This window comes from Sulfurimonas sp. (genome assembly GCF_041563035.1).
GTDB lineage: Bacteria > Campylobacterota > Campylobacteria > Campylobacterales > Sulfurimonadaceae > Sulfurimonas.
The window spans coordinates 19870-44231 of record NZ_JBFFNS010000010.1 but is presented as its reverse complement, the minus strand read 5'-3'; the positions used below and the strand labels follow the sequence as shown (position 1 = coordinate 44231).

Here is a 24362-nt window from a genome sequence, read left to right as displayed (position 1 = left end):
AGTGTTTATGCTTTTAAGTTCCGTAAAATAAGTCGTTAATGTAAATTATAAGTTACACTTGACTTACACCTATATACAAATGTAATCATTTCAACACTTAACAGATTGATTTTAAAGATTTAAAAACTCTAAACATGAACATATATTTTCCTGTTTTTATTCATCGGTTTTAGACTTCAAATCTTTATCCTTAGTCTGTTGAAATATTTATAGAAAAAAGGAAATGTAATGGCTAGAATAATTTTAAGTCAAAGTTTTAACAATGGTGTTAAACGTGCAACTCTTGATATTGATACAGATGTTGCAACTGCTGAAATCTTAGTTGCGTTTATGCCTGATGGTGTTGGTTCGTTTTCACCAGATGGTAGTGGTGCTTCTGGAACTGCTCGTCCTGTTCCACCTCAGTATATTGAGGCTCTTGCTGTTTGTAGAGATTCTCAAAATCCTACTGCTAAGCCGTCTTTTGTTGGTATTCGTTATGGTAAGCCAACATTATCAGATGATGATATTGCAAATTCATGTGGTAGTGTTATAAAACTGACTAGCGGTGTTGCTTGTGACAAAGTTCAGTTAAAAAAATACAAATTAATCGGTGCTGCTGCACCTGTTGTTTAAGGATTAAAATATGCCTAGAATTAAAGCTATAGAAACTTTCACAGATGGAAGTAAAAACAACACTTATTTAGATGTTGCTGATTCAGCTACCGCACTTACTCTTTGCCAAGTTTTTTACGGTGGTAAAGTTGAAGTTTTTGAAGAAACTGTAGGTATTACTACAAGTGATCCTAGTCTGTCTTCTGTATCTTGTAAGCTTGTTAAAGTTGCAATGATAAATGATACTTTAGATACATCTACATTTTTCGGAATGTATGTTAAGCCTACAGTATCATCACTTGATATTATTAACGGTCTTATCGGTAAAACTATCGACAATGTTAAAGCTGAGAGAGTTGACATCATCAGTTCAACGTCATACACAGTTTAAGAGGTTCACCCCTCTTAGACTTACCTCAAAACTATTAACTAAGCACTTACAAAGAGTTCTTACTCAATAGTTTAATACAAGGAAAATAAATGCCCGCTCCTACTAAAATCGAAATCATTGATTCTATTCTCACAAAAATTCAAGAACAAACATTAGCCGTAGCAAATACAGATGAACTATCAAGTGTAATAAGTGACTTTATAAACATATCAACTGAGATGGGTTATGAAGTAGAATTACAAGCAGAACTAGAAGCTTTCTTAGCTACTGTAACAACTAATACAGATACTTTAATAGCTGAAAAGGTTGCACTGTTTACAGAGCAAATAAATACACTTATAGAGACTCTTGAATCTTCACAAACAGAAACTTCAATAGCTCCAACTCTTTCAGGTTCATCAACTGTAAATGAAAACAGTAATCTAGTAGTCACTATTACAGATTATGAGCCTACAGCTACTTACACTGTAACTTTGTCAAGTGGTACATATACAATCAGTAACGGTACTATTACTATGTCATTGGGAAGTGTTACAGCTGATGAAGCACAAACACTACAAGTTACTAGAAGTGATACGGGTAAATTAACTTCAAACGCTACAACTCATAATTTCACTATTGTAAATGTAGCCTTTGCACCAGATACAGACGCTTATGTAGATGTTTCAGGAAGTGAGTTCAACGCTACAAACTTTCCAACTATCTCAAATGCTTCTATAGTTACTACTGCTAATGAAGAGGGTTTATTGTCTACTGCTGATAACGCTATATTTGAATCATCTATAGCATCTAAATCTGATTTAGATGGTGATTGGATAGGTGTTCAAAGTGGTTCTTTCGTTGTTTCTAATCTTACTAACATTTTGAGTTCAACAGATGAAACAGAATGTTATATTGATTCTAGTTTGACAGATGGAACTGAAATATATTTGGGTAACTTTGATAATTTTTTAAAGCTTCCTATCTCTGGTTCAATATTCCTTAATCCTAGTAGCTCTAATCCTTTTAATGATGGTAGTTTGGTTTCTAAATATGAGTTTAATGAAAACGCTAATGATACAGTTGGTAACAATGATGGTACACCTATAAATCTTACATATGATTTAGGTGAACTTGGTTATTGTGGTGTTTTTAATGGTTCTTCAAGTGGTGTTAATATTTCAAAAGCAGTTTTATCTACACAGTCTTTTTCTTTGTTTTTTACTTTTACTGTTTTAAAGTCTGGTATTAATGGTTGTATTATTTCTAACAGAGATTATTATAATAGTAAAGGTATTAGTATTTTAATTGAAGGTGGTCAATTATATTTACAACTGAATGGTAATTTGAATTCTATATATGATATTTTAATGCCTACTCCTGAAGTTGGAGTTTCACATTTCTGTCTTCTAACTAGAGCTGATTCCGGTAATTATTTATTTTATTTAAATGATGAATTGGTTTATACTTCATCTGTTTCATCAGATATAGTTTTTTCATCAAATGAAATTTGTAGTATCGGATATAGTAGAGATATTAATGGCAATTTCTTTAATGGTTTTATAGACCAAATTGAGATTTATAATAGAGCATTGGCTTCTGATGAAATAACATCTTTGTTTAATACAAATAAAACAAAATTTATTCATGGTCAATCATTTACACCAACTTTTGCATGTGAAGTTGATAACGTGTCTATGCAAGTCACTTTAAATAATCAAGACTATCAAACATTAGTAAAAGATTCAAATGCTTCATTTGTTGGAACTCTTCCAGATGATATAAAAATCAAAGAAACTTTTGAAGCTAATACAAGTTTTGTATCTGGTACTGATTTAAAATTTAAGATTGAACACAAAAAACAAGATACAAAAACAACTGCTGTCTACTCAGCATTAAATGAACTAGGAGCATAGTATGAAACTTAAAAAGATAAATAGAAAAAGAAAAGGCTTTTTAGTACAGAAAACTGAATATACACAAGTTCCAGAAGTTTACTCAAAAGATAAAGGCGAAAAAGAGATAGCTATTAACTCTATGACTGTTACTACAGAGTCAAATAAAACTTTTTACGCTGATCCACAAAGTCGTAACGATATTAGTGAAGCTATTGGAATAGCACAATATAAAAACATGACAGAAACTTCTTGGAAACTTGCAAAAGGTCAAGAGCCTAGAATACAAATAGTGACACTAGATGAACTTGAAGAGGTTAGATATCTAGCTTTAACTAAGTATGGTTCTATAAAAGGTATTAAGTCTTAGTATGACTATAGAAATAATAATTGCATTAGTAGGTTTATTTTCAGGTTTTCTACTTAACATAATAGCTTTTACTGTTTACATCTCAAAACAGAATAGTAGAATCAAGGTCTGTGAAGATAGCGTAAAAGTTCTTTTTGATAATGATAAATTACATTCAAGTGAAATAAAAATACTTTATGAGATAAAAGGACAGTTAGAACTCTTAATAATGCAATCTAAGTCAAGCAATTAACTAAGTGTGTTACATATTGAAACAAAAAAATACAACATTATGTTAAAATTCATAAAAAGCATTGACTAAGACAAAGAATTCTAATGAGGCTTATATTTTATAAAAGCAGGTACAAAAAAGCACCCACTTTAAGTTTGCGAAGGAGATCAACCAGTTATGTTTAAGTTTTTTCCCACGCCAGTTTTCTGAGCTGTCACTTCTTTAGACTGCTCATTCGCGCTTTCAAGAACCTTAAGAACTTGTCGTTCTTGAACCTCTGTAGCTTTTTTCATAACTTCTACTTGAGCGGAAACTGAACCGCTTCCTGATGAAGATGATACATCCATAATGTCTCCTTTATATGCTTATACACCCATTATATACCTAATTTGTTTTAATCTTTATTAAAAAGATATGCTAAAATTCTTTCATGGATAAACAAACTAAAAAAGCACTATGTGTAATGAGTGGCGGAATGGACTCAACTCTTAGCACATATATGATGAAAAACAGTGGTTATGAGATAATTGCTCTACACTTTAACTACGATCAAAGAACACAGACAAAAGAGCTGGAATGCTTTCATAAAATATGTAAAGATTTAGATGTAATTGAAAAATATATACTTGATCTTGATTTCTTTAAGCAAATAGGCGCTTCTGCTCTTACAGATAAAAGCATAGAAGTACCAACTGGCGGTATAGAAGAAGGAGTCCCTGTAACGTATGTACCGTTTAGAAACGGTATTTTTTTGAGTATGGCAGCGGCTATTGCTGAAAAAGAGGGCGCAGAGGTAATTAGCATCGGAGTTGTCGAAGAAGACAGCAGCGGTTATCCGGATTGTAGAGAATCATACATAAAAAGTATGGAACACTCTATAAACCTAGGAACGAAAGATGAGACAAATATAGAGATTAAAATGCCCCTGGTACATCTACAAAAGTCTCAAATAGTCCAAAAATCACTGGAGCTAAATGTTCCACTGCATCATACATGGAGCTGTTATAAGAGTGAAGATAAGGCCTGCGGTGTTTGTGACAGCTGTAGACTTAGACTAAACGGATTTAAACTAGCCGGAGCAACTGACCCAATTGACTACGAATGAAATAAGCTTTAAAGATCTTGATGTTATACATATCACGAAACCAAGGCTAAAAAACAGCTATATAAGTGTTAACGAAGATTCTAAAGTAGTCTTAAAAACATCAAGGGTCTCAAGATCTTACATAGAGAACTTACTGCTTGAAAAAGAAACTTGGATAAGAAAACAGCTATTTAAAAGAAAACAAAATCCAGCGGTTCAAATAAACCTTGAAGATGAAGTTTTACTCTTTGGAGAAGTTTATAGCGTAGATGCCGAGGAAGCTTCAGAACTAAGAACTCTTCTAAATAGAGTCAGACAACCAAATCAAAAAAATATACTTAGATGCTACGATGATTTTTATAAGATATTTTCACAAAATTATCTGAGTTCAAGAACTGAGTATTACGCTCAAATTATGGGGTTAAACTATAAAGAGATAAAGCTAAAGAAGATGAGAAGCAGGTGGGGAAGTTGTAGTTCAGAAAGAGTCATTACTTTCAACACTCAACTTGTTAAACTCCAAAAAGAGCAAATTGATTATGTTGTAGTGCATGAGTTAGCTCACTTAGTTCACATGAATCACTCAAAATATTTTCATGCCTTAGTTCAAAACTATCTTCCAAATGCTTCTAAAGTTAGAAAAGATATCAAAAACAGACAAAACTTTACTTTTTAGAAACCTCGAAATACTCTTCATGGTATCTGCTAGAAGGTGACCACAACATCCAACCACTAGCATTTGTATCATCAGATCCTCTAATCTGTTCATTTACTTCAAATTTTTCATAGTGTTTTTTTGTATGTGCATAGTCTTTAAAATACTGCAGCCAAGGTCTTACACGCTTCGAATCTATCATTGGTGCTATATTCTTAATACTTCTGCGTATAACTTCATAAGGATGTTCTGAGGGATGTTCAAAGTAAAATGAACCGCTTGCAAATCCGGAAGGATATAGCATTGGCGAGATATAGTCGCTGTGTTTTGAAAGAGACTCTACAGTCTGTCCTATACCCATATCACCTTTTACCCAGCAAATGTTTCCATAAGTGTCTACAGAAATAAATACTCCATACTTTCTAAGTCTGCTTTTAGCAGAGTCTAAAAAACTATCTATTGCCTTTATGCGATTTTCTTGAGTACTCTCTTTTTTTAGTTTTAGTCCGGCTTTTGCAGGAAACCTTATGTAGTCAAAGTTTATCTCATCAAAACCTACTTTTGCTGCTTCTTCTGCGATAGAAATTGTATACTTATGACTTCGTTCATCAAAGGGATCCACCCAAGCCATATCATCGTGATTTCTCCAAATACTTCCATCTTCCTTTTTAATGGCATAATCTTCATTACTTGAAGCTTGAAGTTCATCCTTAAAAACAGCTACTCTGGCAATCATATAAATATTTTTAGATTTCATTACTTCCATAAAGTTACTTATGTCACCAATAGTCCTATCTTTATAAGCGCCATATTTATTTGCCTGCTTAAACGAAGTTCTAAATGAAGTTGAACCGTACTCATTTTTTACATCTACAACAAGAGCATTTATCTCTGTGTTTTCAATGATATCCAAGATTCTTTTTGTGGTTTTAGAGTATATGTTTGCACCCCAAAAAGTAAGATATAAAGCTTTTATTTTTATAGGTTCTGCGCTAATAGTTGTATTATTAGAATCTGAAGAAAATGTGTATGGTCTGTACCCATAAGCTTTTAGGTGGTAATTCTTTTCTTTACTGTCTATAAAGAATGAACCATTTTCGTCTGATTTAACGCTTTTTCTAGAGTCACTGATTATCGCCTTTTCTATGGGCTTCAGGGTGTTTTTATCAATTACAGTGCCCTGAAATGAAGCAAAAAGTAGTGTTTGAAGCAGAGTGGATATAACAAGTAGTTTTTTCAAGTATGTTCCCGTGATTTATGTTTATTATCAAAAGCAAATGTCATGCCTCTAATATAGAAACGGATTATACTTTATCTCTCATTTAGAAAGTAACGCAGACTCGCATCACTCCATTCTTTGGATAGTTTTAAGTGGGTTTCGATAGATGCATAGACTCTCTTAAAGTCTTCGTTTTTAGAACTAAAATCTGTTATAACTTCTTTGAGTGCCTTTTTACCGGCAACTATAACATCAGCAGGATATTGATGTATATCTATATTTAACTCTTTTAATTTTGCCAACGCTTTAATATTTTCAGAGTGAAAGTGATAAGTCATATTTGAGTTCATTTCACTAGATGCTACTTCTATCATAGATTTATGTTCGTAAGCCAACTTGGTCCAAGAGTGTTTGTTAAATGTAAGTTCCAAGATAGAACCTGGCTCATGCCATCCTGAGTAGTAGTATGGAGCAACCTTATAGAAGCCCATCTTAATATCAAGCGCAGGTCCAACCCACTCTGTAGCATCTATGACGCCACGTTCCAAAGATGTATATATTTCTCCTGCAGGGAGTAAGACAGGGTTAACACCCATCTTTGAGAATACTTCACCGCCAAGACCGGGCATACGCATTTTAAGCCCCTGCATATCTGCTAGTGATTTTATCTGTTTTCTATACCATCCACCCATTTGAATATTGGTATTTCCACCCATAAATGGGTAGAGATTGTACTTTGCATACTGCTCACGCCAAAGTTCTAGTCCACCGCCAAAAAGCATCCATGAGTTAATCTCTTCAGCTGTAAAACCAAAAGGGATACCGCTATACAAAGAAAATGCAGAGTTTTTACCTTTCCAGTAGTATGGTCCGGAGTGAAATGCATCTATTTGACCGCTGCTACACGCATCAAAAACAGCGAGGGCAGGGACAAGAGTATTTTTTGGGTAAAGCTTTATCTCTAAAGAGCCGCCGCTTACATCTTTTACTCTCTGAGCAAACTTTTCAACACCTGTACCCATGATGGGAAAGTGCGCAGGCCAGCTAGTAGCGAGCTTGATAATAGTTTTTTTATTTCTGTTTATATTTACACGTTTTATGTCATTGTCATGTTTCTTTGGATGCTTTGAGTAGTCTATAGCTTGACGGTCACTATCATTACATCCACTAAAAGCTAGTGTAGCAGATGCTGCTGTGGCGGTTGTTAAAAAATCTCTACGGTTCATGCTTTTTTACCTTAGCTATTAATAATCGTCCAGTTCTTCACTGTCATAGATAGCAAATTTTAGAGCTTCACAAGCTGCATGAGCAGTTTCAGTTTTTAAATCATCAAAACTAATCTCTTTGTCTTCTATATAAGTTTTTAATTCTTGTGGTGTGTCTAGGTTAAAACACTTTAAAACGGCTTCGTCTTCCGTATACATTTCTTCGTATTTTATTAAATAACTCTCTAAATCATCACTCTCTAAAAGTGAGTTCATCTTGTTTTCGTATGGAGCGTATTTTTCTTTTACTTCGTCTAAAGCTTCTTCATCTGTTTCTGCCAATAGTTTTTTCATCTCTTCGTTTATTTCATTAATAGTTGTCAATTTTTTCCCTTTTATTTTTATACTATCTTCTCAGATGTAACAATCACACCGTCTGTATCTGCGTAGATGTAGTCTCCATTTTTAAAGCCAATGCCGCCAAAAGATAGATGCACGTCTCTTTCACCTTCTGTAACAGGTATGTATTTTCTAGGACAAGTTCCAAGAGCGTATAGAGCTACCGGAATATCCTTTATCTGAAAAGTATCTCTGATATAACCATTTACAATGATTCCTGCGTAGTTGTTTTTATGTGCAAACTTCATAAGGTTTTCGCCGACAACAGCGAAATACTCTTCTCTTACATCAACAACAACAACTTTACCTGTTCCGTCTTCATCACGAAGAACTTTGATAAGTTCTGAATTGTTTTTATCTAATCTAATTGTTACTACTTCACCTTGGCACTTGTCCACGCCACCATAATTTTTGTACTCTGGGTCAAGTACAAGTGCTTTATCGCTATGCTCATCACAGATATCTGCTGTAAAAAAGTCCATCTTTGTCCCCTAATTGCTCAATTGTAAATGTATTCTAGCACCTTATAACCTTATTTTTACATAAACTTTGGTATCTTTACATCCATAAAAGACATTAGGTATTAAATAGATGAAAGTAGTAACAGGCGTAGTCGGGAACGACATACATGTTGTAGCAAATAGATTGATAGAACTTTCACTCAATGCAAGAGGATTCGAAGTGTTTAACTTAGGCGTAAACACTTACTTGGAAGAGTTCTTTGACGCTGTAGTGGAAACAGGTGCGGATATACTTCTTATATCTTCGTTAAACGGAGAAGCAGAGGGTTGGAGTAGAGAGATAAAACTACTAAAATCAAAATACAAGAATTTAGACAATCTTGTAATGATGATTGGTGGAAACTTAGTTGTAGGTAGTGCAGATGCAGAGACAATTGTTCCTAAATATAAAAACTACGGATTTGACTTAGTTTTCCATCAAGTTGACCTTAATACTGGGCTTGACACACTGGAAGAGTTTTTAAAAGAGAGAAATAAATAATGAGTTTGCTCCAAGAAGAGAGAGAAATAATTCTAGGAAATGAGTATGTAGACAACTTTGACTTTGCAGAAGTTGAAGAGTTTGTTAAAAATGCAAGTAAAGATCTTTTTATATCTCATAACTTTAAAACAAAAAACAAGATGCTTGTTCAGCCTCGTGGTGGATTCCCTACTTATAAGAAGCAGTTTGCTCTAAATGAGTTCTTCGTTGAAGCGAATGTTGATGTTCTACCTTTGACTATCGACTCAAATACTAGACTTAATGACTATGCGACTGCAAAGAAGATGCTGCGTCTAAGTGAAGAAAACGAAGTAGACATGCTAAACGGTTACCCTCTGGTAAATCACGGTTACAGAAACACTAGAAAGATGGTTACTCACTTCAACAAGCCTGTGAGTCTTAGACACGGTACACCAGATGCCAGACTTCTTATTGAGACTGCCATTGCATCCGGTATTTTTGAGATTGAAGGCGGGCCTATTACTTACCTTTTGCCATACTCAAAAAACTTTCCACTTGACAAAGCATTTCTTTACTGGAAATATGTAGAAAAAGTTTGTGCAAACTACTCAAAATTAAACGAGCCTATAAACAGAGAGTCATTTGGACCTCTTACAGCCACTTTAGTTCCGCCTGCTATTACTATAGTTATTCAGCTTCTTGAGATGCTGCTTTCACTCGAAGAGGGCGTTAAGTCGTTCTCTGTTTCATTTTCTCAAACAGGTTCTATGAACCAAGATATCGTAATGGGTGCAGTTATCAAGAAACTTGCAAAGCACTATGCCCAGCAGATTAACTGCGGCGATGCAACTATTAATCTTGTTTATCATCAGTGGATGGGAGCTTTCCCGACTAACAAAGACTATGCAGAACAGCTTATTAACATGTCTACAGTTATTGCAGCTATGGTTGGTGCGAACAAAATCATTACAAAAACAAGAGAAGAGGCATCAGGTATTCCTACAAAAGAAGCAAATGCAAAAACGGTTGCAAATACTCAGTACACTCTTGGCATCTTAAATGGTCTTCCAAACATCATAGATGAGGAAGAAGAAGAGATTATGACTCTTGAAGTTCACGCTATTATGGAAGCTGTGTTTAATGATCCTGCCGACACTCTATGGAGAAAAGTATTTAACTCTATTAAAAGCGGGATCATAGATGTGCCATTTTCTCCGCATATCATCAATCATAACGAGATGATAACTATAAGAGATGCAAAGAAAAACATCAGAATTATCAAAAGAGGAAACGTGCCTATCCCAGATCGTTGCTTTGAGTATGAAAAAGCTCAGTGTGACCTTACTAAGGACACTACGAGCATCGTAAATGATATTATCCACGATATAGGGATTATGCAATGAGTAAAATGAACGATAAACTTTTAATAGATGTAGGAAGTACTTACTTCAAGCTAAGTACACCGACAAGCATAGAACAGCATCTAAGAGATTTCAACAAAGATATCTTAGATGATTTAAAGTACAAATGCGGCAATACAATAGATAGTTATGAAAAAGATGATGTACATATCTGTTCATCTGCAAATGGTGGTCTAAGCACGCTTATTATCGGTCTTACTAACTCATTCTCATTGAAGTATGCTAAAAACATTGCTTTTAACTCTGGTATTAACATCATTGAGACTGTTATGTATCAAAACATTGAAGAGTATTCTATTCCAAGTGATGTGATTGACGTTGTAATCATTGTTGGAGGAATTAACTCTAACTCAGATATTTTTGGAGCAGATCTTTATAGCTACTTAGATAAACTAAACTACTCAAACGTAGTGTATGTTGGAAGTGAAACACAAGCTCCTGCACTGAAAGAAAACATAGAAAACATTGTTATACTGCCTAATATCATCGACGACAAGCTTCATATCGTAGAAGAAAACCTAAAAGTTTATCTTACAAATCTCTACCAAGAAGATATAGAAGGAAAAGAGGATATCAAGCATCTCTATGACATCACTTCAAACCAGATATACTCGACTCCATACATCGTAAACAAGACTCTTCCCATGATAAATACAAAATTTGCAGTAGTAAATCCTTTTATCCTTATAGATATCGGTGGAGCTACTACAGATATTCACTACTCAAAAGATTTGGTTGATGACAACATCGTAACTGAGAACGAGTATGACAGACTGGTATTTAAAAAGCTTGGTGTTTACAAGTCAAAAGAGTCTCTGATCTTTGCTGCACAGAACAATGAGTTTGTTTATGAGCTTCTAACACACCTGAAGGTTACAGAGAACATCTTTGAAGAGCAGAGCCAAAAAGCGACTAGAGTGCTGATGCAACTGGCTATCTTTCTTGTTTTAACAAAAATGTCACACTACAAGCAGGCATATATCAACCTAAAACTGCTATCTATCAACTCTATAGTGCTTACAGGCGGTATTACAAAGGTTTTATCAGCTGAGGAGATAGAAGATATCATCTCATTTTTCTACAAAAAGATACTTAACTCAGATCATAACCCGGTTACCGTACTAGACACTAATTACGATATCTGGACTCTTGGAGCAAAAGGAAATTAACATGTCAATAAACTGTATAAGAACACTAATCGAATATACGGCGCAAACTCACGGAGATAAAACAGCATTAGTTTTTAATGAAAAAAGCATGACTTATTCTGAGTTATTTACGAAAGTAAATCAGGTAGCTTACTACTTAAAAGAGTTAGACCTTCCAAAAGACTCAAGAGTTGGGATCTATTCCAATAAAGGGATAGAGCAGGTTATTGCAATACTTGCTATTTTATCTACTGACTACATCTTGGTTCCTCTTACAAAACTTTTAAAACCTGAGCAGGTAGAATATATAATCAACGACTGTGACATCAAATGTATCATCACTGATAAACTAAAGTTAGAGAGCATTGAAGAGATCAAGTTTAACGGTCATATTATTTCGTATGAAACTGCGGGTAAAGAAATGCCATCTTTTGAAGAGATCTTCAAATATTACAACAAACCATACATTTGTGACATAAACGGACACTCGAATGCTCTTATAACTTACTCATTTGGTATGAGTGGAACACCAAAAGGAATAGTGATCTCTCATAGAAATCTTATTGACTCTGCTCGTGTTGTTACTCAGTACTTGGACCTACAAGAAGATGATGTTATCTCAGCTCTTCTCATCTTTAACCTTGACTATGGACTAAATCAAATCTTCTGTTCGCTTTACAAAAGAGCTACTCTGGCTATACATAGATTTATATTGCCGGAAGATTTCTTTAACCACCTTATCAACGATAAAGTAACGGTTATACCTCTTATGCCTATAAACATCACTCAGATGTTTGATGAAGAGATGAGCAGAATCCCAAGTTCTGAGCTTTTTGACGGTGTAAAAACTATCACTTCATCTGGCGGTAATGTAACGCACAAGATGATAAGCGAATGTAAAAAGACTTTTAAAAATGCTTCTTTTTACTCAATGCATGGTCTTACTGAGGCTTTTCGCTCAACTTACCTAGATCCATCACAAGTTGAGATAAGACCTGATTCTATCGGTAAAGCTATTCCTGATGTTGAGCTATATGTTATCAACAAAGACGGTAAAGAGTGTGCTGTACGTGAAGTAGGGGAGCTAATTCATAGAGGTGGATACATCTACAAAGGTTTCTGGAATGCACCTGAGCAAAATGCTGAAAGATTTAAGTCTATACAGATTTTAAAAGATGTTATCAACTTAGAAGGACAACTTGTAGATGAGATAGTTGTAGCTAGCGGTGACTATGTATATAAAGACGAAGAGGGTTATTTCTACTTTGTCTCTAGACATGACAACATGATAAAGACAAGAGGCTTTAGAGTATCTCCATATGAGATAGAGTCTGTAGTGTCTAGATGCTTACCTCAGATAGAGCAGTGTGCAGTTTTTTCAATAAATAACGAACTAATAGAAGAAGAGATAGTTATGGTTTACTCTGCACCAAGCGAGATACCGCCAAAAGAGATAATCTTTGAGCTTAAAAAGCATCTGGCATCTTACATGCTGCCAAGCAGAGTGATATACAAAAAATCACTTCCTCTAGTTCAGAGTGATAAGAATCAGGTTAATAAAGATGAGTTAAAGAGAGAATTGTCGGAGAACTAGAAATATGATGAAATATTTATTCGATACAAATATATTTAATGAAATCTTGGATGGAAGTATTAATACTGATAATTTTAAGGATAATATAATTTGTTATACTACTCATATCCAACATGATGAGATTAATAGTACAAAAAACAAAGTACGCAGAGAAGCATTAAATTCAAAATTTTCTGTCATAAATGATGAACGAATTCTTACAGAAAGTTTTGTATTAGATGTGTCTAGATTTGATAATTCCAAATATAGTGATGGAGTTCTTTATGAAGATATTAAACAATCACTAGACAAGCTAAATAAAAAGAAAAAAAACAATGAAAGAGATGCTTTAATTGCTGAAGTTTCAATAAAAAATAATTTAACTTTAGTTACGCATGATATGGAGCTATATAAAGCTGTGACAAAATTTAAAGGTGCAGCGGTTAACTTATTTTACTTACTAAAGACACAGTCAAATAATTAAACTTAAAAAAGAGTCAACTGCGTGTGATAGGGTACAGTTCTAGTTAAAATCGACTTGTCGACTCCAACTATAAGCGCAAAGTGGAAGTTGTTTTCTTTTAGTATAGGCAGTATCTCTTTTTCATGTTTATAGCTAAACACATTTTCATCTTCAGGTTGCTTAACAGAAGATGGAATGATGCAGATTATCTTTGCCCATGCTGCACGAGAGTGTAAAAATGTTATCTCACTGTCTACAAGGCTTGTGTTTTGCTCAAAGATAAGTACCTTGTCGCTAGTTCCAAAGTCTTTTATCTCAAAATTCTTGTTTGTAAAAACTGCTTCAAAGTGTTCTATAGGCGTAAACTTTCTAAGTCTAAAGTCTATTTTCAGGCTTTTAAACAGATGCAACAGTTCTGCAAGATAAGGAATGAAAAAAGGAGAGATAAGCTGTCTCTCGTAAAAAGTGTTGTCGTAAATAAAAGATGTCTCAAAAAGAGTCTGCTCCATAATCTCTATGGGTTCTATAGCTATCTTAGATAGTGTTTTTACATTTGTAAACATATCTTTAGAGTTTAGAGTAGGGCAGAAAAGTACTGTAGTTCTATCTTCGACTTCCCAAAGGGACTTGAAAACAGTTCTTATGTCTCCATAAATAACTACAAAGTTTGTTTGTGTGATAACTTGAAGAGCAAGTTTTAAAATGATCTCGTTACATTCATAAGCAACTACTTCTTTTTCAATCATCTTGAAACGGAGAAGTCGTTTTACAGCTTCATCAATGTCGTTGACTTTTATCCAAGCAATCTCTGTATCGCTTACTTGGATAGGTTTGTCGAAAACTATTCCGTATGCACCGTTTGAGACCGCAAGGTCAATATCTTCTTCATCATAAGCGAAGAATATATCACCTCTTTTTACTCTGTGAGCCTCAAAGACAGTGTTATCAAAACTATTTACACAAGGCTCATTTTCGAGTTTACCATGTGTAAGTGCAAGGAAGTTTTCAAGTCTCATCCAATAGGTGTGCCTGCTTTCTTAGGTTTTTCAGGTCTAACTAGACATAGACCATCTTCATCCTTAGCAGCAAGAAGCATTCCCTCAGACATCATACCCATAAGTTTTGCAGGTTTTAGGTTAGCTACAACACATACTTGAGTATTTAGCAGTGACTCAGCAGAGTAGAACTCTTTGATTCCAGCTACTACTTGTCTGTTTGTACCTTCACCTAAATCAACTTGTAGTTTTAAAAGTTTTTTACTCTTAGGAACTTCCTCAGCTTCTACAACAACACCAACTTTTAGAGATGTTTCAAAAAACTGACCAATCTCTATAAGATTGTCATCTTCTTCCTTCTCTTTTTTAGCTTCTTTGTTTGCAATAAGCTCTTCTTTCATCTTATCATTTGGCTTGTCGTCAGGCATAGCGTTTGGAGCTTCTTCCATTAAAGGCTCTTCAACACGAGGAAAAAGAGGCGGAACTTTTTTGATATTAAATAATTTCAATAGTTTTTTATCTATAACTAGCTCGTTGTAGCTAGTGTTATCTATAGTAAAGTTAAGCGCATCTGCAATTATTGCTGTTGTCTTAGGCATAACAGGGCTTAACATGATAGATGCTTTAGCTAAGATGTTTGCAACAAGTGCAACAGTAGCAAGAGCTTCATCTTTTTTACCTTCTTTAATCTTAACCCACGGAGCATGTTCTTCAATAGCCTTGTTTCCAATAGAAAATAGCTTCCACAGCTCTTCTAGGTATCTATGAGTCTGCATGTTTTGCATAAAACCATCAAGGTTACCAAGAGCTTCGTTCATAGCATCTAGTTCTTTTGTGTGATATTTTTCTACGTCTTTGCTGTCTATCTCAAAGTCAGAGTATTTTCCACTCATGCCGATGATACGGTTTAGAAGGTTACCAAGATCATTACTAAGCTCAGAGTTGATTCTATCTATGAATGCTCTTTGAGAGAAGTCACCGTCTTGACCGAAAGGAACTTCTCTAAGCATAAAGTATCTAAGGTTTTCAACACCATAAACGTCTGAGACTTCTTTAGGAGATACAACATTACCTTTTGACTTACTCATCTTCTCACCGTCTCTAGTCCACCATCCGTGTGCACCGATGTGCTTTGGAAGAGGTAGATCAAGACTCATAAGAAATGCCGGCCAGTAAATAGCGTGAAAGCGAAGGATATCTTTACCTACAAAGTGTGTAGATGCAGGCCAAAAATCCATGTTAGCATCATCTTTACCATAACCTAGAGCTGTAACATAGTTCATAAGAGCATCTAGCCAAACATACATAACATGCTTGTCATCATTCATAGATTCAGGAAGCTTAACACCCCAAGTAAAAGATGTACGAGTTACGGAAAGATCTCTAAGTCCACCTTTTACGAAGTTTATAACTTCATTAGCGCGAGAACGAGGAAGAATAAAATCAGGGTTTTCTTCATAGTGTCTAAGAAGAGCATCTTCATATTTTGAAAGTTTAAAAAAGTAACTCTCTTCTTTTACTACACTTGTTGTTCTACCACAATCAGGACAAAACTCACCGTCTACCAGCTGAGTTTCAGGGAAAAAGGTCTCACAGCTTACACAGTAGTGACCTTCGTAAAAGTCTTTATAGATGTCACCCTTAGCATACATAACCTCAAAGGCTTTTTGAACACCTATTTTATGGTCTTCGTCTGTAGTTCTAATGAATTTGTCATAACCAATCTCAAATTCATCCCATAGATTCTTAAATGAAGCACTGATCTCGTCGGCAAACTCTTGAGTGGGCTTTCCATGTTTCTGTGCTGATTCTTCTATCTTTTGTCCATGCTCATCAGTGCCCGTTAAAAAGTATGTGTAGTTACCTTTTAGTTTCTCGTATCTAGCCATAGTGTCAGCAATAAAAGTTGTATATGCGTGCCCAATGTGTGCTTCGCCGTTAACGTAATAGATAGGTGTTGTTATGTATTTACTCAAAATATTTTCTCCATTAAAATTCAAATCCGCCCGTCTCGCCTTTGGACATGCTGTTGTATACTGATTTTACATAATCAGCTCTAAGTTCACAAGCTATATAGTGTTCGCAAACACTACAAGATGCTAAGTTCTTCTCTTTTTGACAAACTTGAACTTTAATTATCATCTCATCAAGATGCAGTTCAAACTTATCTTTTTCTTGACTATGCGTTGGCTGCATAAACTTCTTTTACTCTCGCTATCTCATACTTAGAGCCAAAGAAACATGGTGAAGTATCGTGGATATGCTCATGACCAAGTTCCATTAGATCAACTTTACCATCAATCGCTTCACCGCCTGCAACCTTGTAAACAAACGCAAAAGGAAATACTTCAAACAGTTTACGAAGTTTTCCATCAGGCTTGTCGCTAGTTCCAGGGTATGAAAACAGTCCACCACCTTTAAGAAGTATCTGGTGAAGGTCTGGAACCATTCCCCCAGAGTATCTAAGACGATACCCTTCTTTAAAGAAGCTGTCTACCATCTCTTTATGGTAAGGTTCCCAGTTTTGCTGAGTCCCGCCAGGAGCGTTTAACTTACCTTTTTCATTTAGACGAATCTCTTTAACAAACTCAAAATTCTCACCTTGAAGCAGGTGAAGTTTCGCTTTGTTATGGGCAAATACCATCTCAACACGAGGACCAAAAACAACATAACATGAAGCAACCATTTTGTCTGCTCCAAATTCGTTCTCATAGATACCAAAGATAGAGCCGACACTTAGGTTTACATCCACTAAAGATGAACCGTCAAGAGGATCATAAGCGATGAAATACTTTCCGTTTTCATTTAAAAGCATTGCGTTTTCTTTCTCTTCACTGGCAATAGTATGAATAGAAGGTACTTGAGAGAACTCCTCTTCTATAATCATGTCACACTGTATGTCAAGCTGAAGCTGAGTCTCTCCAGAGCTGTTAGCTTGTTGTGAATAGCCTATGTCTTTAACATCTATAGCTTTTTTAATTCTCTTTGCCGTACGCTGAATCGCGTCAAATATGTCAGTCATTTATTTATACTTCCTTCGCATTTTTAAGTATCCAAGATATTACATCTTCGCAGTCATTTAAGTCCAATATATCAACATTTTCAGGCACATCGTAGTCTGCAGTGTTGATACTGTCATCGATCGCTAAGGCATTCATATATGGAAAGTAGTCACTGTCTAATCTCTCTCTAAATATACTTATACGTGGCAGTGGCAGGTATTTTAAGCCTTCGACAAGAAGAATGTCAAAATCATTAAAAAGTCTAATCATCTCATCTAAATCTTTGTTTTGTTTAGAAAAGTAAGTAGTTCTAGTTGGAGAGGTTACAATAACTTCTGCACCAGTATCTGAGAACTTGTAACTATCTTTACCTACTACGTCAAAACGGGCCTTATCACTTGGGTCGTGTTTAATTATTGCTACTCTTTTTCCGCGTTCATGTATTAGTTTTCTGGCTACTTTTAGTATAAGAGTAGTCTTTCCACTATTTGATGGACCGGTAAATGCAACTGCTAATCTTTTATTCACTTTATGTCTTTATATTTATTTATCTAAAATTTTAAGTGATTATACAAAATAGTCTTTAAAAGCTTGTTTAATAAGATATAATTCTTTCATAAATTATAGGAATAATAATGAGATATATATTAACAATTTTAACTTTTTCACTACTATTTATGGGATGTGCAGACAAAAATGCTTTTAGCAAGTTTAATATGCAGCCAGATCAAGAACTAAGTGCAGCTAGCCTACAGGGAAGTAAGATAAAAATGGGAAAAGATGTAGAGGGAATCTTCTCTGCTATCTATCTAAATAAAGTTTATCCAAACGTATACACGGTTAACGAATATTTTTATGTATATCTTTACCTGAAAAATGGAAAAAAGATGCATGACACAAACACGCTTGATGAAATAAAACTCACTATGAAACTTAACGATAAACTACCGGTAAAGGTTAAAAAGCTAGATGCTAAAAATCAGTTTTCTCATCTAGCATCTGTGAACAGTGAGTGGAGAAGATACTATCTTATAGCATTTGAGAGAGAAGACAAAAGTGAAATTAACCTTGTGCTCGAAACCGATCTGTCTTCTTCGGATGCGTTAACGTATCAAAAAGACGAAGAATAGAAACTTCTTCACCCATTACTTTTTTATACATCACATAGTTCGCAAGAACTTTCTTTCCATATTCTCTACTTTCAGAATTAGACATAAGTTCCATGCTTAAAAATGGTTCATACTTTCCACTGTTAAAAGTTCCTTTTTCAAGATGTCTTCTTAAAAATCCCATACCGCCATTATAAGCATAAGCCATAAAAAGAGGGTGATATAGAGACTTTTTCATCCACTCCAGATGCTTGAGTGCGTAGTTGATATTATTTTTAGGGATAAACATCTCATTGTAGTTTTTTACCGGATTTTTTACCTGCTTAGAGATAGCATCTGCTACAAAGGGCATAAGCTGCATAAGACCAAGAGCGTAAGAGCGAGATAGAGCAGCAGGAATAAGCTTACTCTCTTGACGCATAATCGCATAAACAAGAGCTTTTTCATCCGTTGATATATCTCTTAGATATTTGTCATATGGCATTACATACCCATGCATCCCGTATTTATATGCTTTTTCAAGGATAAGAGTCTGTACAGGAATCATCTCTTCTTGCATATAAGCTTTAGAAAGTTCATAAAGCTTATCTTGTGATGAAGCTTTCTTTATATCAGCTATTACACTACTCCATTCAAATGGGTCTTGAATATTTTTATCTGCTTCATCTTCATTTACTTCTACAGCACAAAAATAATTATTGAAGCTTTTGTTTTGCTTTTCGTGTGCATATAGAGTATATATGTTGATATCTCGGCTGTTTAATAACTTATCTAGATAGTTTTGATTTTCTGTGATTTTATACATCCAAAAGTAGTTTTTATCAACATCAATTTTCTTTTTAGCTTTTAAAAGAGACAGATTGAAGTAACGAAGGGCTTCTGAGTTATTTAGATGCTTCAAATGATTAAGAGCTAAGTAAAAATTAGTCTTAGAGTTTAGTTTCTCTCCATCTAAGTTTAAGAGGGCTAACTGCAGTCTGTTTAAGTTATCGTCATGCACAACTATTTTAACAAATTGAGATATCTTCCAAGATGATGATATTTTATTTATAAACTCTTCATTTAGATGAATGTTAAGATTTTTTCTACGATGATTAGCAGTAGTGTTTACAAAAAGTGATAGTACTGTGTTTGCGTCATACTTGCTGTATGCTTGTTGTGAGTATGGCTCACTTTGTATGCTAAGAAGTTCTTTTTTAGCTTTTATGTTAATCTTTTTTGATAGTTTTTCTCTTTCATCATTTGTTAATACAAGAGTTTTATATGGAGAAAAAGCAAGTTCTAGACACTTATCATCTTCTATGGACAGAAGATCTTTCTCTTTCATACAAGAGATTTTTTTCTTTACTTCTGGATTATTAGTCTTTTTAGCATAGAGTTTAAATAGTTTATTACTTTTACCTTTGATCTGAGCATAAGCTTTATCAGCTTGTTCCGGAGTAATATCTTGTTTTAAATATTGCCATATCATAAAGTTTTTTGCACGACTTGAAGGTTTTGAGTCTATATCCTGAAGAGTTATATTGGCATCTAGAGATGCCAATACAAGGAACAGTGGTAGAAAAATTTTAAACATAACTACAGTGAGTGAAGCAGTGCACTCAATAAAACAATAATAACTTGCAGAGCTATAATGATTACAAGTGGCGCTAAGTCTAGTCCATTAAAATCTGTTCTAATGAACCTGCGCACAAGTCTATATGCCGGCTGTGTGACTCTATGAAGGAACTGAACCACAGGGTTATACGGGTCTGGGTTTACAAAGCTTAAAAGTGCTGTGACAATAATAACCCAAACATAGATATTTACAAGACTAATAACAAGAGAGCCAAGCCCTTGAATTATTTCCATTAACATACTCATTTTACGATCTCACCTATATAGTTTTTTAAATACTTGTAAACTAAAGCAACATCCGGACCATTTACAGTACCAGTTAGTAAAAAACGTAGTACTTCAAGGAAGTTATTACCTTTAAGACCTGATTCTTTAATAATGTAGTTTTTAAAGTCATCATACTCTTCAAAGTACGGTGCAGCTTTAATAGTCTCAGTCATAATTTTAGCTGTTTTGGTAAATTCCACAGGAATTTCTTTGGCTGCAAAGATAGCTTCTATCTTAGATTTCAATTCTTTTGTTGTAGAAGCTTCTTCTAGGTAAACTTTTGCGAGTTCACCTATGTTGGCATCTGCAAAGCCTACATATCTTGAAAGCTCCGTAGCTTCCATATTTTTAAGATGTTCTTTGTTTATGTGTCTTAATATATCAATACTAAATCGAGCAGGGGACTTAGATAGAGCATCTAACGTGAACCATTCTATCGCGTCTTTAGTATCAAAAATCTCTTGAGGAGTCTTATTTCCTATTAATATTAAATAATTTGAAATAGCGGATGGAAGGAAACCTTCTTCTAAAAGCCACTTAACGCTAGGTAGGTCATCCTTTTCATTACTGTCATTTAAAATAGTAGGCAGGTGAGCATATTCTACTTTTTTATCATAACCAAGAGATGTTCTAATATGATTTTGCTTAGGCGTATTATCCATATGTTCTTCATCACGGATAACTAGAGAGATATCATTCAACATGTCATCAATTGCACATGCAAAGTTGTATACAGGAGTCTTATTTTGTCTCATGATGATAAAACTATCAACAGCATCCGGTTCAAAGCTTATTTCACCTTTTACAAGGTCATTAATAACTATAGCTTTATCTGGTCTACTTAATCTTATAGTAAATGGATTCATATTATCTATTACAAGTTCGTGAGGCAGGTTTCTACAAGCATCGTCATAGCTATATGCTTTTTTATTTATTTTTGCTTCTTCACGCTTTTTCTCTAGCCACTCAGGAGAACAAAAACAGCTAAATGCTTTCTTTTCATGAACTAGCTGAAGAGCCATAGCGGAGTGATAGCGAACATTTTCACTTTGATAGATAACCTGAGTATATTCAATACCAAAAAGAGGTAGTAATCCTAAGATCTCTTCATCTTTGCCTTCTATATTATTCTCTTTATCTGTGTCTTCTATGCGAACGATTAAATCTTCGTTTCTTTGTTTTGACACAATATAGTTAAATAGGGCAACTCTGAGGTCACCTATGTGCATATCACTAGTTGGACTAGGTGCAAATCTAAGCATTAAAATTCCTAAAATAATATTTTTGTGATTTTAACAAGTTTTTGATTAAATATAAGAAGCATGATGATATAAGCTCTAATTTGATAAAATACAACTCTTATATGAGTTTCAAAATCAAAAGGTTTAATAATAATGAGTGAGAGCAAAGATTTTTTACGTACAATAGTTGAAGAGGACTTAAAGTCAGGCAAGTATAAAGAGGTTATCACAAGATTTCCACCAGAGCCTAATGGGTTCCCGCACATTGGACATGCTAAGTCTATCTTTATAAATTTTGGTATCGCTCGTGACTATAATGGTCACTGCAACCTGAGAATGGATGATACTAATCCAACTACAGAAGACACTAAATATGTTGATGGTCTTAAAGATGCTGTAGAATGGCTTGGATTTGAATGGGATAATAGTGTACGTTTCACTTCTGATTATTTCCCTAAGATATACGAATATGCTATAGAGCTTATCAAAATGGGCAAGGCTTACGTTGATAGTACGAATGAGGAAGAGATGCGACAACTTCGTGGGACTGTTATAGAGTCAGGACAACGCAGTAAATATGCTGATCGTAGTATTGAAGAAAATCTTGACCTTTTTCTTAGAATGAAAAAAGGTGAGTTTAAAGACGGTGAACACGTACTAAGAGCTAAGATAGATATGAGTGCAGCAAACATGAAAATGAGAGATCCACTTTTATATCGCATCAGACACGCACATCATTATAGAGCAGGAGATGAATGGTCTATTTACCCAATGTATGACTTTGCTCACTGTTTGTCTGACTACATTGAAGGCATTTCTCATTCTCTTTGTACACTAGAGTTTGAAAATAATCGTGATATTTATGACTGGGTATTAGATACACTAGGCTTAAAATCGCCAAGACCTTATCAGCATGAGTTTGCAAGACTCGGTATTAACTATACGGTTATGAGTAAAAGAAAGCTTTTAGAACTGGTTGAAGGTGGGCATGTTAATGGCTGGGACGATCCTCGTATGCCTACAATTGCCGGATATAGAAGAAGAGGTTATACTCCAGAATCTATTTTAAACTTCTGTGATCAAATAGGTATAGCAAAAGCAAACTCAATGGTTGATGTTGCACAGCTTGAATTTTGCATTAGAGATGATTTAAATACAAAAGTACCACGTGTTTTGTGTGTTCTTGACCCATTAAAAGTAACGATTGAAAACTATGAAGGAAGCGAAGAGCTTGATGCCCCTTACTATCCAGATGATGTACCTAAAGATGGTACAAGAGCTATACCGTTCTCTAAAGAGATTTATATAGAGCGTGATGACTTTATGGAGAATCCACCAAAAGGTTACTTTCGTCTTACTCCTGATCAACCAGTACGTCTAAAGCATGCCTATATCATTACTTGTAAGGAAATAATTAAAGATACTGATGGCAATATCACAGAAATAATAGCCCAGTACAATCCTGAGTCTAAAAGTGGTGCAGACAGTAGCGGTATAAAAGTTAAAAGTGCTATCCAGTGGGTAGATGCAAAGGGTGCTAAAGAGGTAGAAGTAAGGGTTTACGACAGATTATACTCAGCAGAAGCACCTGAAGGACTAGAGGACTTAAACCCTCATTCACTAACAGTTATCAAAAATGCTCTTATAGAACCTGCTGTTATAACAGAGAAACCTGATGAAAGATTCCAGTTTGAGAGACAAGGGTATTTTTATGCTGATCCTATTGACTACACAGATGAAAAGCCTGTATTTAATAAAATTGTAGGTCTTAAAGACTCTTACACAAAAAAGAAAACAGCAGAAGCTCCTAAACCTCAAGCTAAAAAAGTGCAAATAGATGGTGAAGTTGTAGCTATGACTGTGCATGAGCAAGCACTGTTTAATAAGTACACTGGTGAGTTTGAACTAAACAATGAAGTGGCCAATACTTTGGCTCGTGATGAGAACTTATCATCATTTTATGAAGAGTCTTTAGCTGCCCTTAATAGCCCTGCTAATCTAGCTAATATTGTAACAAACGAGGTAGCTAGAGAGCTAAAAGAGAAACAAGTAGGTGAGTTAAAATTTACTCCAAAGCAAATAGCTGAGCTTGTTAAAATAGTTGATAATGGAACCATCTCAAGTAAAATTGCTAAACAAGTATTTGAAGAGATGGCAAAATCTGGAAAAAATCCAAGTGTAATAGTTGAAGATAAAGGACTTGTGCAGATAAGTGATCCAGCCAAAATTTCGCCTATTATCGATGAAATAATTGCAAAAAATCCAGACAATGTTGCTAAGTTTAAAGCAGGTAATACCAAACTTTTAGGCTTCTTTGTAGGTCAAGTTCTAAAAGCAACAGGTGGAAAAGCAAACCCACAAGTGGTTAATGAACTTGTCGCACAGAAGTTAAAATAATAAAACACTCCCCCCCACAAAGGCTAGCTAAACACTAGCCTTAATTTAAACATATAACAATCAGCATGAATGACTTTATTCGCCATAATTTATAGTTATACTCACAAACTACGAATAATAATTCATTTATAATTAATATTTATTTAATTATCATAATGAAAGGA

Annotated in this window: 27 protein-coding genes; 14 read left to right on the top strand and 13 right to left on the bottom strand. The window is 34.7% G+C overall.

All coding sequences use genetic code 11. The annotated features are described in order from the left end of the window. Positions 1 to 228 precede the first annotated feature (228 nt). The 5 genes from ABZC13_RS08095 (at position 229) to ABZC13_RS08075 (ending at position 3461) form a co-directional block, all read left to right on the top strand. Positions 229 to 615 (top strand): hypothetical protein, encoded by a 387-nt coding sequence (locus ABZC13_RS08095; protein WP_373002171.1) that lies wholly within the window; start codon positions 229 to 231, stop codon positions 613 to 615. 10 nt (positions 616 to 625) lie between these two features. Then, positions 626 to 985, top strand: coding sequence for a hypothetical protein (locus ABZC13_RS08090; protein WP_373002169.1), 360 nt, complete (start codon positions 626 to 628; stop codon positions 983 to 985). An 89-nt stretch (positions 986 to 1074) separates the two neighbouring features. Continuing rightward, positions 1075 to 2880: a LamG-like jellyroll fold domain-containing protein gene (locus ABZC13_RS08085; RefSeq protein ID WP_373002167.1), complete on the top strand. Its 1806-nt coding sequence runs from the start codon at positions 1075 to 1077 to the stop codon at positions 2878 to 2880. Position 2881: 1 nt separating this feature from the next. After that, positions 2882 to 3229, top strand: a complete 348-nt coding sequence (locus ABZC13_RS08080; RefSeq protein ID WP_373002165.1) for a hypothetical protein — start codon at positions 2882 to 2884, stop codon at positions 3227 to 3229. Position 3230: 1 nt separating this feature from the next. Further along, the gene (locus ABZC13_RS08075; RefSeq protein WP_373002163.1) at positions 3231 to 3461 is read left to right on the top strand and encodes a hypothetical protein; all 231 of its coding nucleotides are present in this window, start codon (positions 3231 to 3233) and stop codon (positions 3459 to 3461) included. A 146-nt stretch (positions 3462 to 3607) separates the two neighbouring features. On the opposite strand, the gene ABZC13_RS08070 is transcribed toward ABZC13_RS08075, so the two are convergent. Then, positions 3608 to 3787, bottom strand: a complete 180-nt coding sequence (locus ABZC13_RS08070; RefSeq protein WP_373002161.1) for a hypothetical protein — start codon at positions 3785 to 3787, stop codon at positions 3608 to 3610. 83 nt (positions 3788 to 3870) lie between these two features. Here ABZC13_RS08070 and queC point away from each other — a divergent pair, with 83 nt between their 5' ends. Further along, positions 3871 to 4545, top strand: a complete 675-nt coding sequence (gene queC, locus ABZC13_RS08065) for a 7-cyano-7-deazaguanine synthase QueC (protein WP_373002159.1) — start codon at positions 3871 to 3873, stop codon at positions 4543 to 4545. Further along, positions 4532 to 5200, top strand: coding sequence for a M48 family metallopeptidase (locus ABZC13_RS08060; RefSeq protein WP_373002157.1), 669 nt, complete (start codon positions 4532 to 4534; stop codon positions 5198 to 5200). Before queC ends, ABZC13_RS08060 begins: the two co-directional genes overlap by 14 nt. Here the strand turns inward: ABZC13_RS08060 and ABZC13_RS08055 are convergent. The 4 genes from ABZC13_RS08055 to rraA form a co-directional block, all read right to left on the bottom strand. Beyond that, positions 5190 to 6419, bottom strand: coding sequence for a putative glycoside hydrolase (locus tag ABZC13_RS08055; RefSeq protein ID WP_373002155.1), 1230 nt, complete (start codon positions 6417 to 6419; stop codon positions 5190 to 5192). The genes ABZC13_RS08060 and ABZC13_RS08055 overlap by 11 nt on opposite strands. A 71-nt stretch (positions 6420 to 6490) precedes the next feature. Further along, the gene (locus ABZC13_RS08050) at positions 6491 to 7624 is read right to left on the bottom strand and encodes a TRAP transporter substrate-binding protein (protein ID WP_373002153.1); all 1134 of its coding nucleotides are present in this window, start codon (positions 7622 to 7624) and stop codon (positions 6491 to 6493) included. Positions 7625 to 7642: 18 nt separating this feature from the next. Next, positions 7643 to 7987: a hypothetical protein gene (locus ABZC13_RS08045; RefSeq protein ID WP_373002151.1), complete on the bottom strand. Its 345-nt coding sequence runs from the start codon at positions 7985 to 7987 to the stop codon at positions 7643 to 7645. 17 nt (positions 7988 to 8004) lie between these two features. Further along, the gene (gene rraA, locus ABZC13_RS08040; protein ID WP_373002149.1) at positions 8005 to 8484 is read right to left on the bottom strand and encodes a ribonuclease E activity regulator RraA; all 480 of its coding nucleotides are present in this window, start codon (positions 8482 to 8484) and stop codon (positions 8005 to 8007) included. A gap of 109 nt (positions 8485 to 8593) precedes the next feature. On the opposite strand from rraA, the gene glmS reads away from it, so the two are divergent. From glmS to ABZC13_RS08015, 5 genes are read left to right on the top strand one after another with little or no spacing between them, the layout of a single operon-like run. Continuing rightward, a complete protein-coding gene (gene glmS, locus ABZC13_RS08035) occupies positions 8594 to 9004 on the top strand; it encodes a methylaspartate mutase subunit S (protein WP_373002147.1) in 411 nt (136 codons plus the stop codon). After that, a complete protein-coding gene (locus ABZC13_RS08030; protein ID WP_373002145.1) occupies positions 9004 to 10368 on the top strand; it encodes a methylaspartate mutase in 1365 nt (454 codons plus the stop codon). The genes glmS and ABZC13_RS08030 overlap by 1 nt, the downstream gene beginning before the upstream one ends. Next, positions 10365 to 11555, top strand: a complete 1191-nt coding sequence (locus ABZC13_RS08025) for a glutamate mutase L (protein ID WP_373002143.1) — start codon at positions 10365 to 10367, stop codon at positions 11553 to 11555. Before ABZC13_RS08030 ends, ABZC13_RS08025 begins: the two co-directional genes overlap by 4 nt. Before the next feature lies 1 nt (position 11556). Next, positions 11557 to 13128: an AMP-binding protein gene (locus ABZC13_RS08020; protein ID WP_373002141.1), complete on the top strand. Its 1572-nt coding sequence runs from the start codon at positions 11557 to 11559 to the stop codon at positions 13126 to 13128. A 4-nt stretch (positions 13129 to 13132) separates the two neighbouring features. Beyond that, on the top strand, positions 13133 to 13591 hold the full coding sequence (locus ABZC13_RS08015; protein WP_373002139.1) for a PIN domain-containing protein: 459 nt from the start codon (positions 13133 to 13135) through the stop codon (positions 13589 to 13591). 2 nt (positions 13592 to 13593) lie between these two features. On the opposite strand, the gene ABZC13_RS08010 is transcribed toward ABZC13_RS08015, so the two are convergent. The 5 genes from ABZC13_RS08010 to mobB are packed head-to-tail and all read right to left on the bottom strand — an operon-like array spanning position 13594 to position 18095. Further along, positions 13594 to 14586, bottom strand: a complete 993-nt coding sequence (locus ABZC13_RS08010) for a hypothetical protein (protein ID WP_373002137.1) — start codon at positions 14584 to 14586, stop codon at positions 13594 to 13596. Next, positions 14583 to 16541, bottom strand: coding sequence for a methionine--tRNA ligase (gene metG / locus ABZC13_RS08005; protein ID WP_373002135.1), 1959 nt, complete (start codon positions 16539 to 16541; stop codon positions 14583 to 14585). Before metG ends, ABZC13_RS08010 begins: the two co-directional genes overlap by 4 nt. A gap of 13 nt (positions 16542 to 16554) precedes the next feature. Beyond that, positions 16555 to 16761 carry a hypothetical protein gene (locus tag ABZC13_RS08000; protein WP_373002133.1) on the bottom strand — a complete coding sequence of 69 codons (207 nt, stop codon included), beginning with the start codon at positions 16759 to 16761 and terminating at the stop codon, positions 16555 to 16557. Then, positions 16745 to 17587 carry a class 1 fructose-bisphosphatase gene (locus tag ABZC13_RS07995; protein ID WP_373002131.1) on the bottom strand — a complete coding sequence of 281 codons (843 nt, stop codon included), beginning with the start codon at positions 17585 to 17587 and terminating at the stop codon, positions 16745 to 16747. Before ABZC13_RS07995 ends, ABZC13_RS08000 begins: the two co-directional genes overlap by 17 nt. 4 nt (positions 17588 to 17591) lie before the next feature. After that, positions 17592 to 18095 carry a molybdopterin-guanine dinucleotide biosynthesis protein B gene (mobB, locus tag ABZC13_RS07990; RefSeq protein ID WP_373002129.1) on the bottom strand — a complete coding sequence of 168 codons (504 nt, stop codon included), beginning with the start codon at positions 18093 to 18095 and terminating at the stop codon, positions 17592 to 17594. A gap of 107 nt (positions 18096 to 18202) precedes the next feature. On the opposite strand from mobB, the gene ABZC13_RS07985 reads away from it, so the two are divergent. After that, entirely contained in the window at positions 18203 to 18697 is a 495-nt protein-coding gene (locus ABZC13_RS07985) for a hypothetical protein (protein ID WP_373002127.1), read from the top strand. On the opposite strand, the gene ABZC13_RS07980 is transcribed toward ABZC13_RS07985, so the two are convergent. Genes ABZC13_RS07980 through gltX form a run of 3 tightly spaced genes read right to left on the bottom strand, consistent with a single transcriptional unit; the run spans position 18630 to position 21822 of the window. After that, positions 18630 to 20252: a lytic transglycosylase domain-containing protein gene (locus tag ABZC13_RS07980; RefSeq protein WP_373002125.1), complete on the bottom strand. Its 1623-nt coding sequence runs from the start codon at positions 20250 to 20252 to the stop codon at positions 18630 to 18632. The two genes, ABZC13_RS07985 and ABZC13_RS07980, sit on opposite strands and share 68 nt — an antisense overlap. 2 nt (positions 20253 to 20254) lie before the next feature. Next, complete coding sequence (locus ABZC13_RS07975; protein WP_373002123.1) at positions 20255 to 20539, bottom strand: YggT family protein; 285 nt, start codon at positions 20537 to 20539, stop codon at positions 20255 to 20257. Then, positions 20536 to 21822, bottom strand: a complete 1287-nt coding sequence (gene gltX / locus ABZC13_RS07970) for a glutamate--tRNA ligase (protein ID WP_373002121.1) — start codon at positions 21820 to 21822, stop codon at positions 20536 to 20538. The genes ABZC13_RS07975 and gltX overlap by 4 nt, the downstream gene beginning before the upstream one ends. Before the next feature lie 132 nt (positions 21823 to 21954). Between gltX and ABZC13_RS07965 the strand changes: the two genes are divergently transcribed. Further along, on the top strand, positions 21955 to 24198 hold the full coding sequence (locus ABZC13_RS07965) for a glutamine--tRNA ligase/YqeY domain fusion protein (protein WP_373002119.1): 2244 nt from the start codon (positions 21955 to 21957) through the stop codon (positions 24196 to 24198). Positions 24199 to 24362: the final 164 nt, after the last annotated feature.

What these genes read in the sequence shown, in the direction of transcription:
- ABZC13_RS08095 (WP_373002171.1), top strand. Translation starts at nt 229, where the DNA reads ATGGCTAGAATAATTTTAAGTCAAAGTTTTAACAATGGTGTTAAACGT.
- ABZC13_RS08090 (WP_373002169.1), top strand. Translation starts at nt 626, where the DNA reads ATGCCTAGAATTAAAGCTATAGAAACTTTCACAGATGGAAGTAAAAAC.
- ABZC13_RS08085 (WP_373002167.1), top strand. Translation starts at nt 1,075, where the DNA reads ATGCCCGCTCCTACTAAAATCGAAATCATTGATTCTATTCTCACAAAA.
- ABZC13_RS08080 (WP_373002165.1), top strand. Translation starts at nt 2,882, where the DNA reads ATGAAACTTAAAAAGATAAATAGAAAAAGAAAAGGCTTTTTAGTACAG.
- ABZC13_RS08075 (WP_373002163.1), top strand. Translation starts at nt 3,231, where the DNA reads ATGACTATAGAAATAATAATTGCATTAGTAGGTTTATTTTCAGGTTTT.
- ABZC13_RS08070 (WP_373002161.1), bottom strand. Translation starts at nt 3,787, where the DNA reads ATGGATGTATCATCTTCATCAGGAAGCGGTTCAGTTTCCGCTCAAGTA.
- queC (WP_373002159.1), top strand. Translation starts at nt 3,871, where the DNA reads ATGGATAAACAAACTAAAAAAGCACTATGTGTAATGAGTGGCGGAATG.
- ABZC13_RS08050 (WP_373002153.1), bottom strand. Translation starts at nt 7,624, where the DNA reads ATGAACCGTAGAGATTTTTTAACAACCGCCACAGCAGCATCTGCTACA.
- rraA (WP_373002149.1), bottom strand. Translation starts at nt 8,484, where the DNA reads ATGGACTTTTTTACAGCAGATATCTGTGATGAGCATAGCGATAAAGCA.
- glmS (WP_373002147.1), top strand. Translation starts at nt 8,594, where the DNA reads ATGAAAGTAGTAACAGGCGTAGTCGGGAACGACATACATGTTGTAGCA.
- ABZC13_RS08030 (WP_373002145.1), top strand. Translation starts at nt 9,004, where the DNA reads ATGAGTTTGCTCCAAGAAGAGAGAGAAATAATTCTAGGAAATGAGTAT.
- ABZC13_RS08025 (WP_373002143.1), top strand. Translation starts at nt 10,365, where the DNA reads ATGAGTAAAATGAACGATAAACTTTTAATAGATGTAGGAAGTACTTAC.
- ABZC13_RS08020 (WP_373002141.1), top strand. Translation starts at nt 11,557, where the DNA reads ATGTCAATAAACTGTATAAGAACACTAATCGAATATACGGCGCAAACT.
- ABZC13_RS08015 (WP_373002139.1), top strand. Translation starts at nt 13,133, where the DNA reads ATGATGAAATATTTATTCGATACAAATATATTTAATGAAATCTTGGAT.
- ABZC13_RS08010 (WP_373002137.1), bottom strand. Translation starts at nt 14,586, where the DNA reads ATGAGACTTGAAAACTTCCTTGCACTTACACATGGTAAACTCGAAAAT.
- ABZC13_RS08000 (WP_373002133.1), bottom strand. Translation starts at nt 16,761, where the DNA reads ATGCAGCCAACGCATAGTCAAGAAAAAGATAAGTTTGAACTGCATCTT.
- ABZC13_RS07995 (WP_373002131.1), bottom strand. Translation starts at nt 17,587, where the DNA reads ATGACTGACATATTTGACGCGATTCAGCGTACGGCAAAGAGAATTAAA.
- ABZC13_RS07985 (WP_373002127.1), top strand. Translation starts at nt 18,203, where the DNA reads ATGAGATATATATTAACAATTTTAACTTTTTCACTACTATTTATGGGA.
- ABZC13_RS07980 (WP_373002125.1), bottom strand. Translation starts at nt 20,252, where the DNA reads ATGTTTAAAATTTTTCTACCACTGTTCCTTGTATTGGCATCTCTAGAT.
- ABZC13_RS07975 (WP_373002123.1), bottom strand. Translation starts at nt 20,539, where the DNA reads ATGAGTATGTTAATGGAAATAATTCAAGGGCTTGGCTCTCTTGTTATT.
- gltX (WP_373002121.1), bottom strand. Translation starts at nt 21,822, where the DNA reads ATGCTTAGATTTGCACCTAGTCCAACTAGTGATATGCACATAGGTGAC.
- ABZC13_RS07965 (WP_373002119.1), top strand. Translation starts at nt 21,955, where the DNA reads ATGAGTGAGAGCAAAGATTTTTTACGTACAATAGTTGAAGAGGACTTA.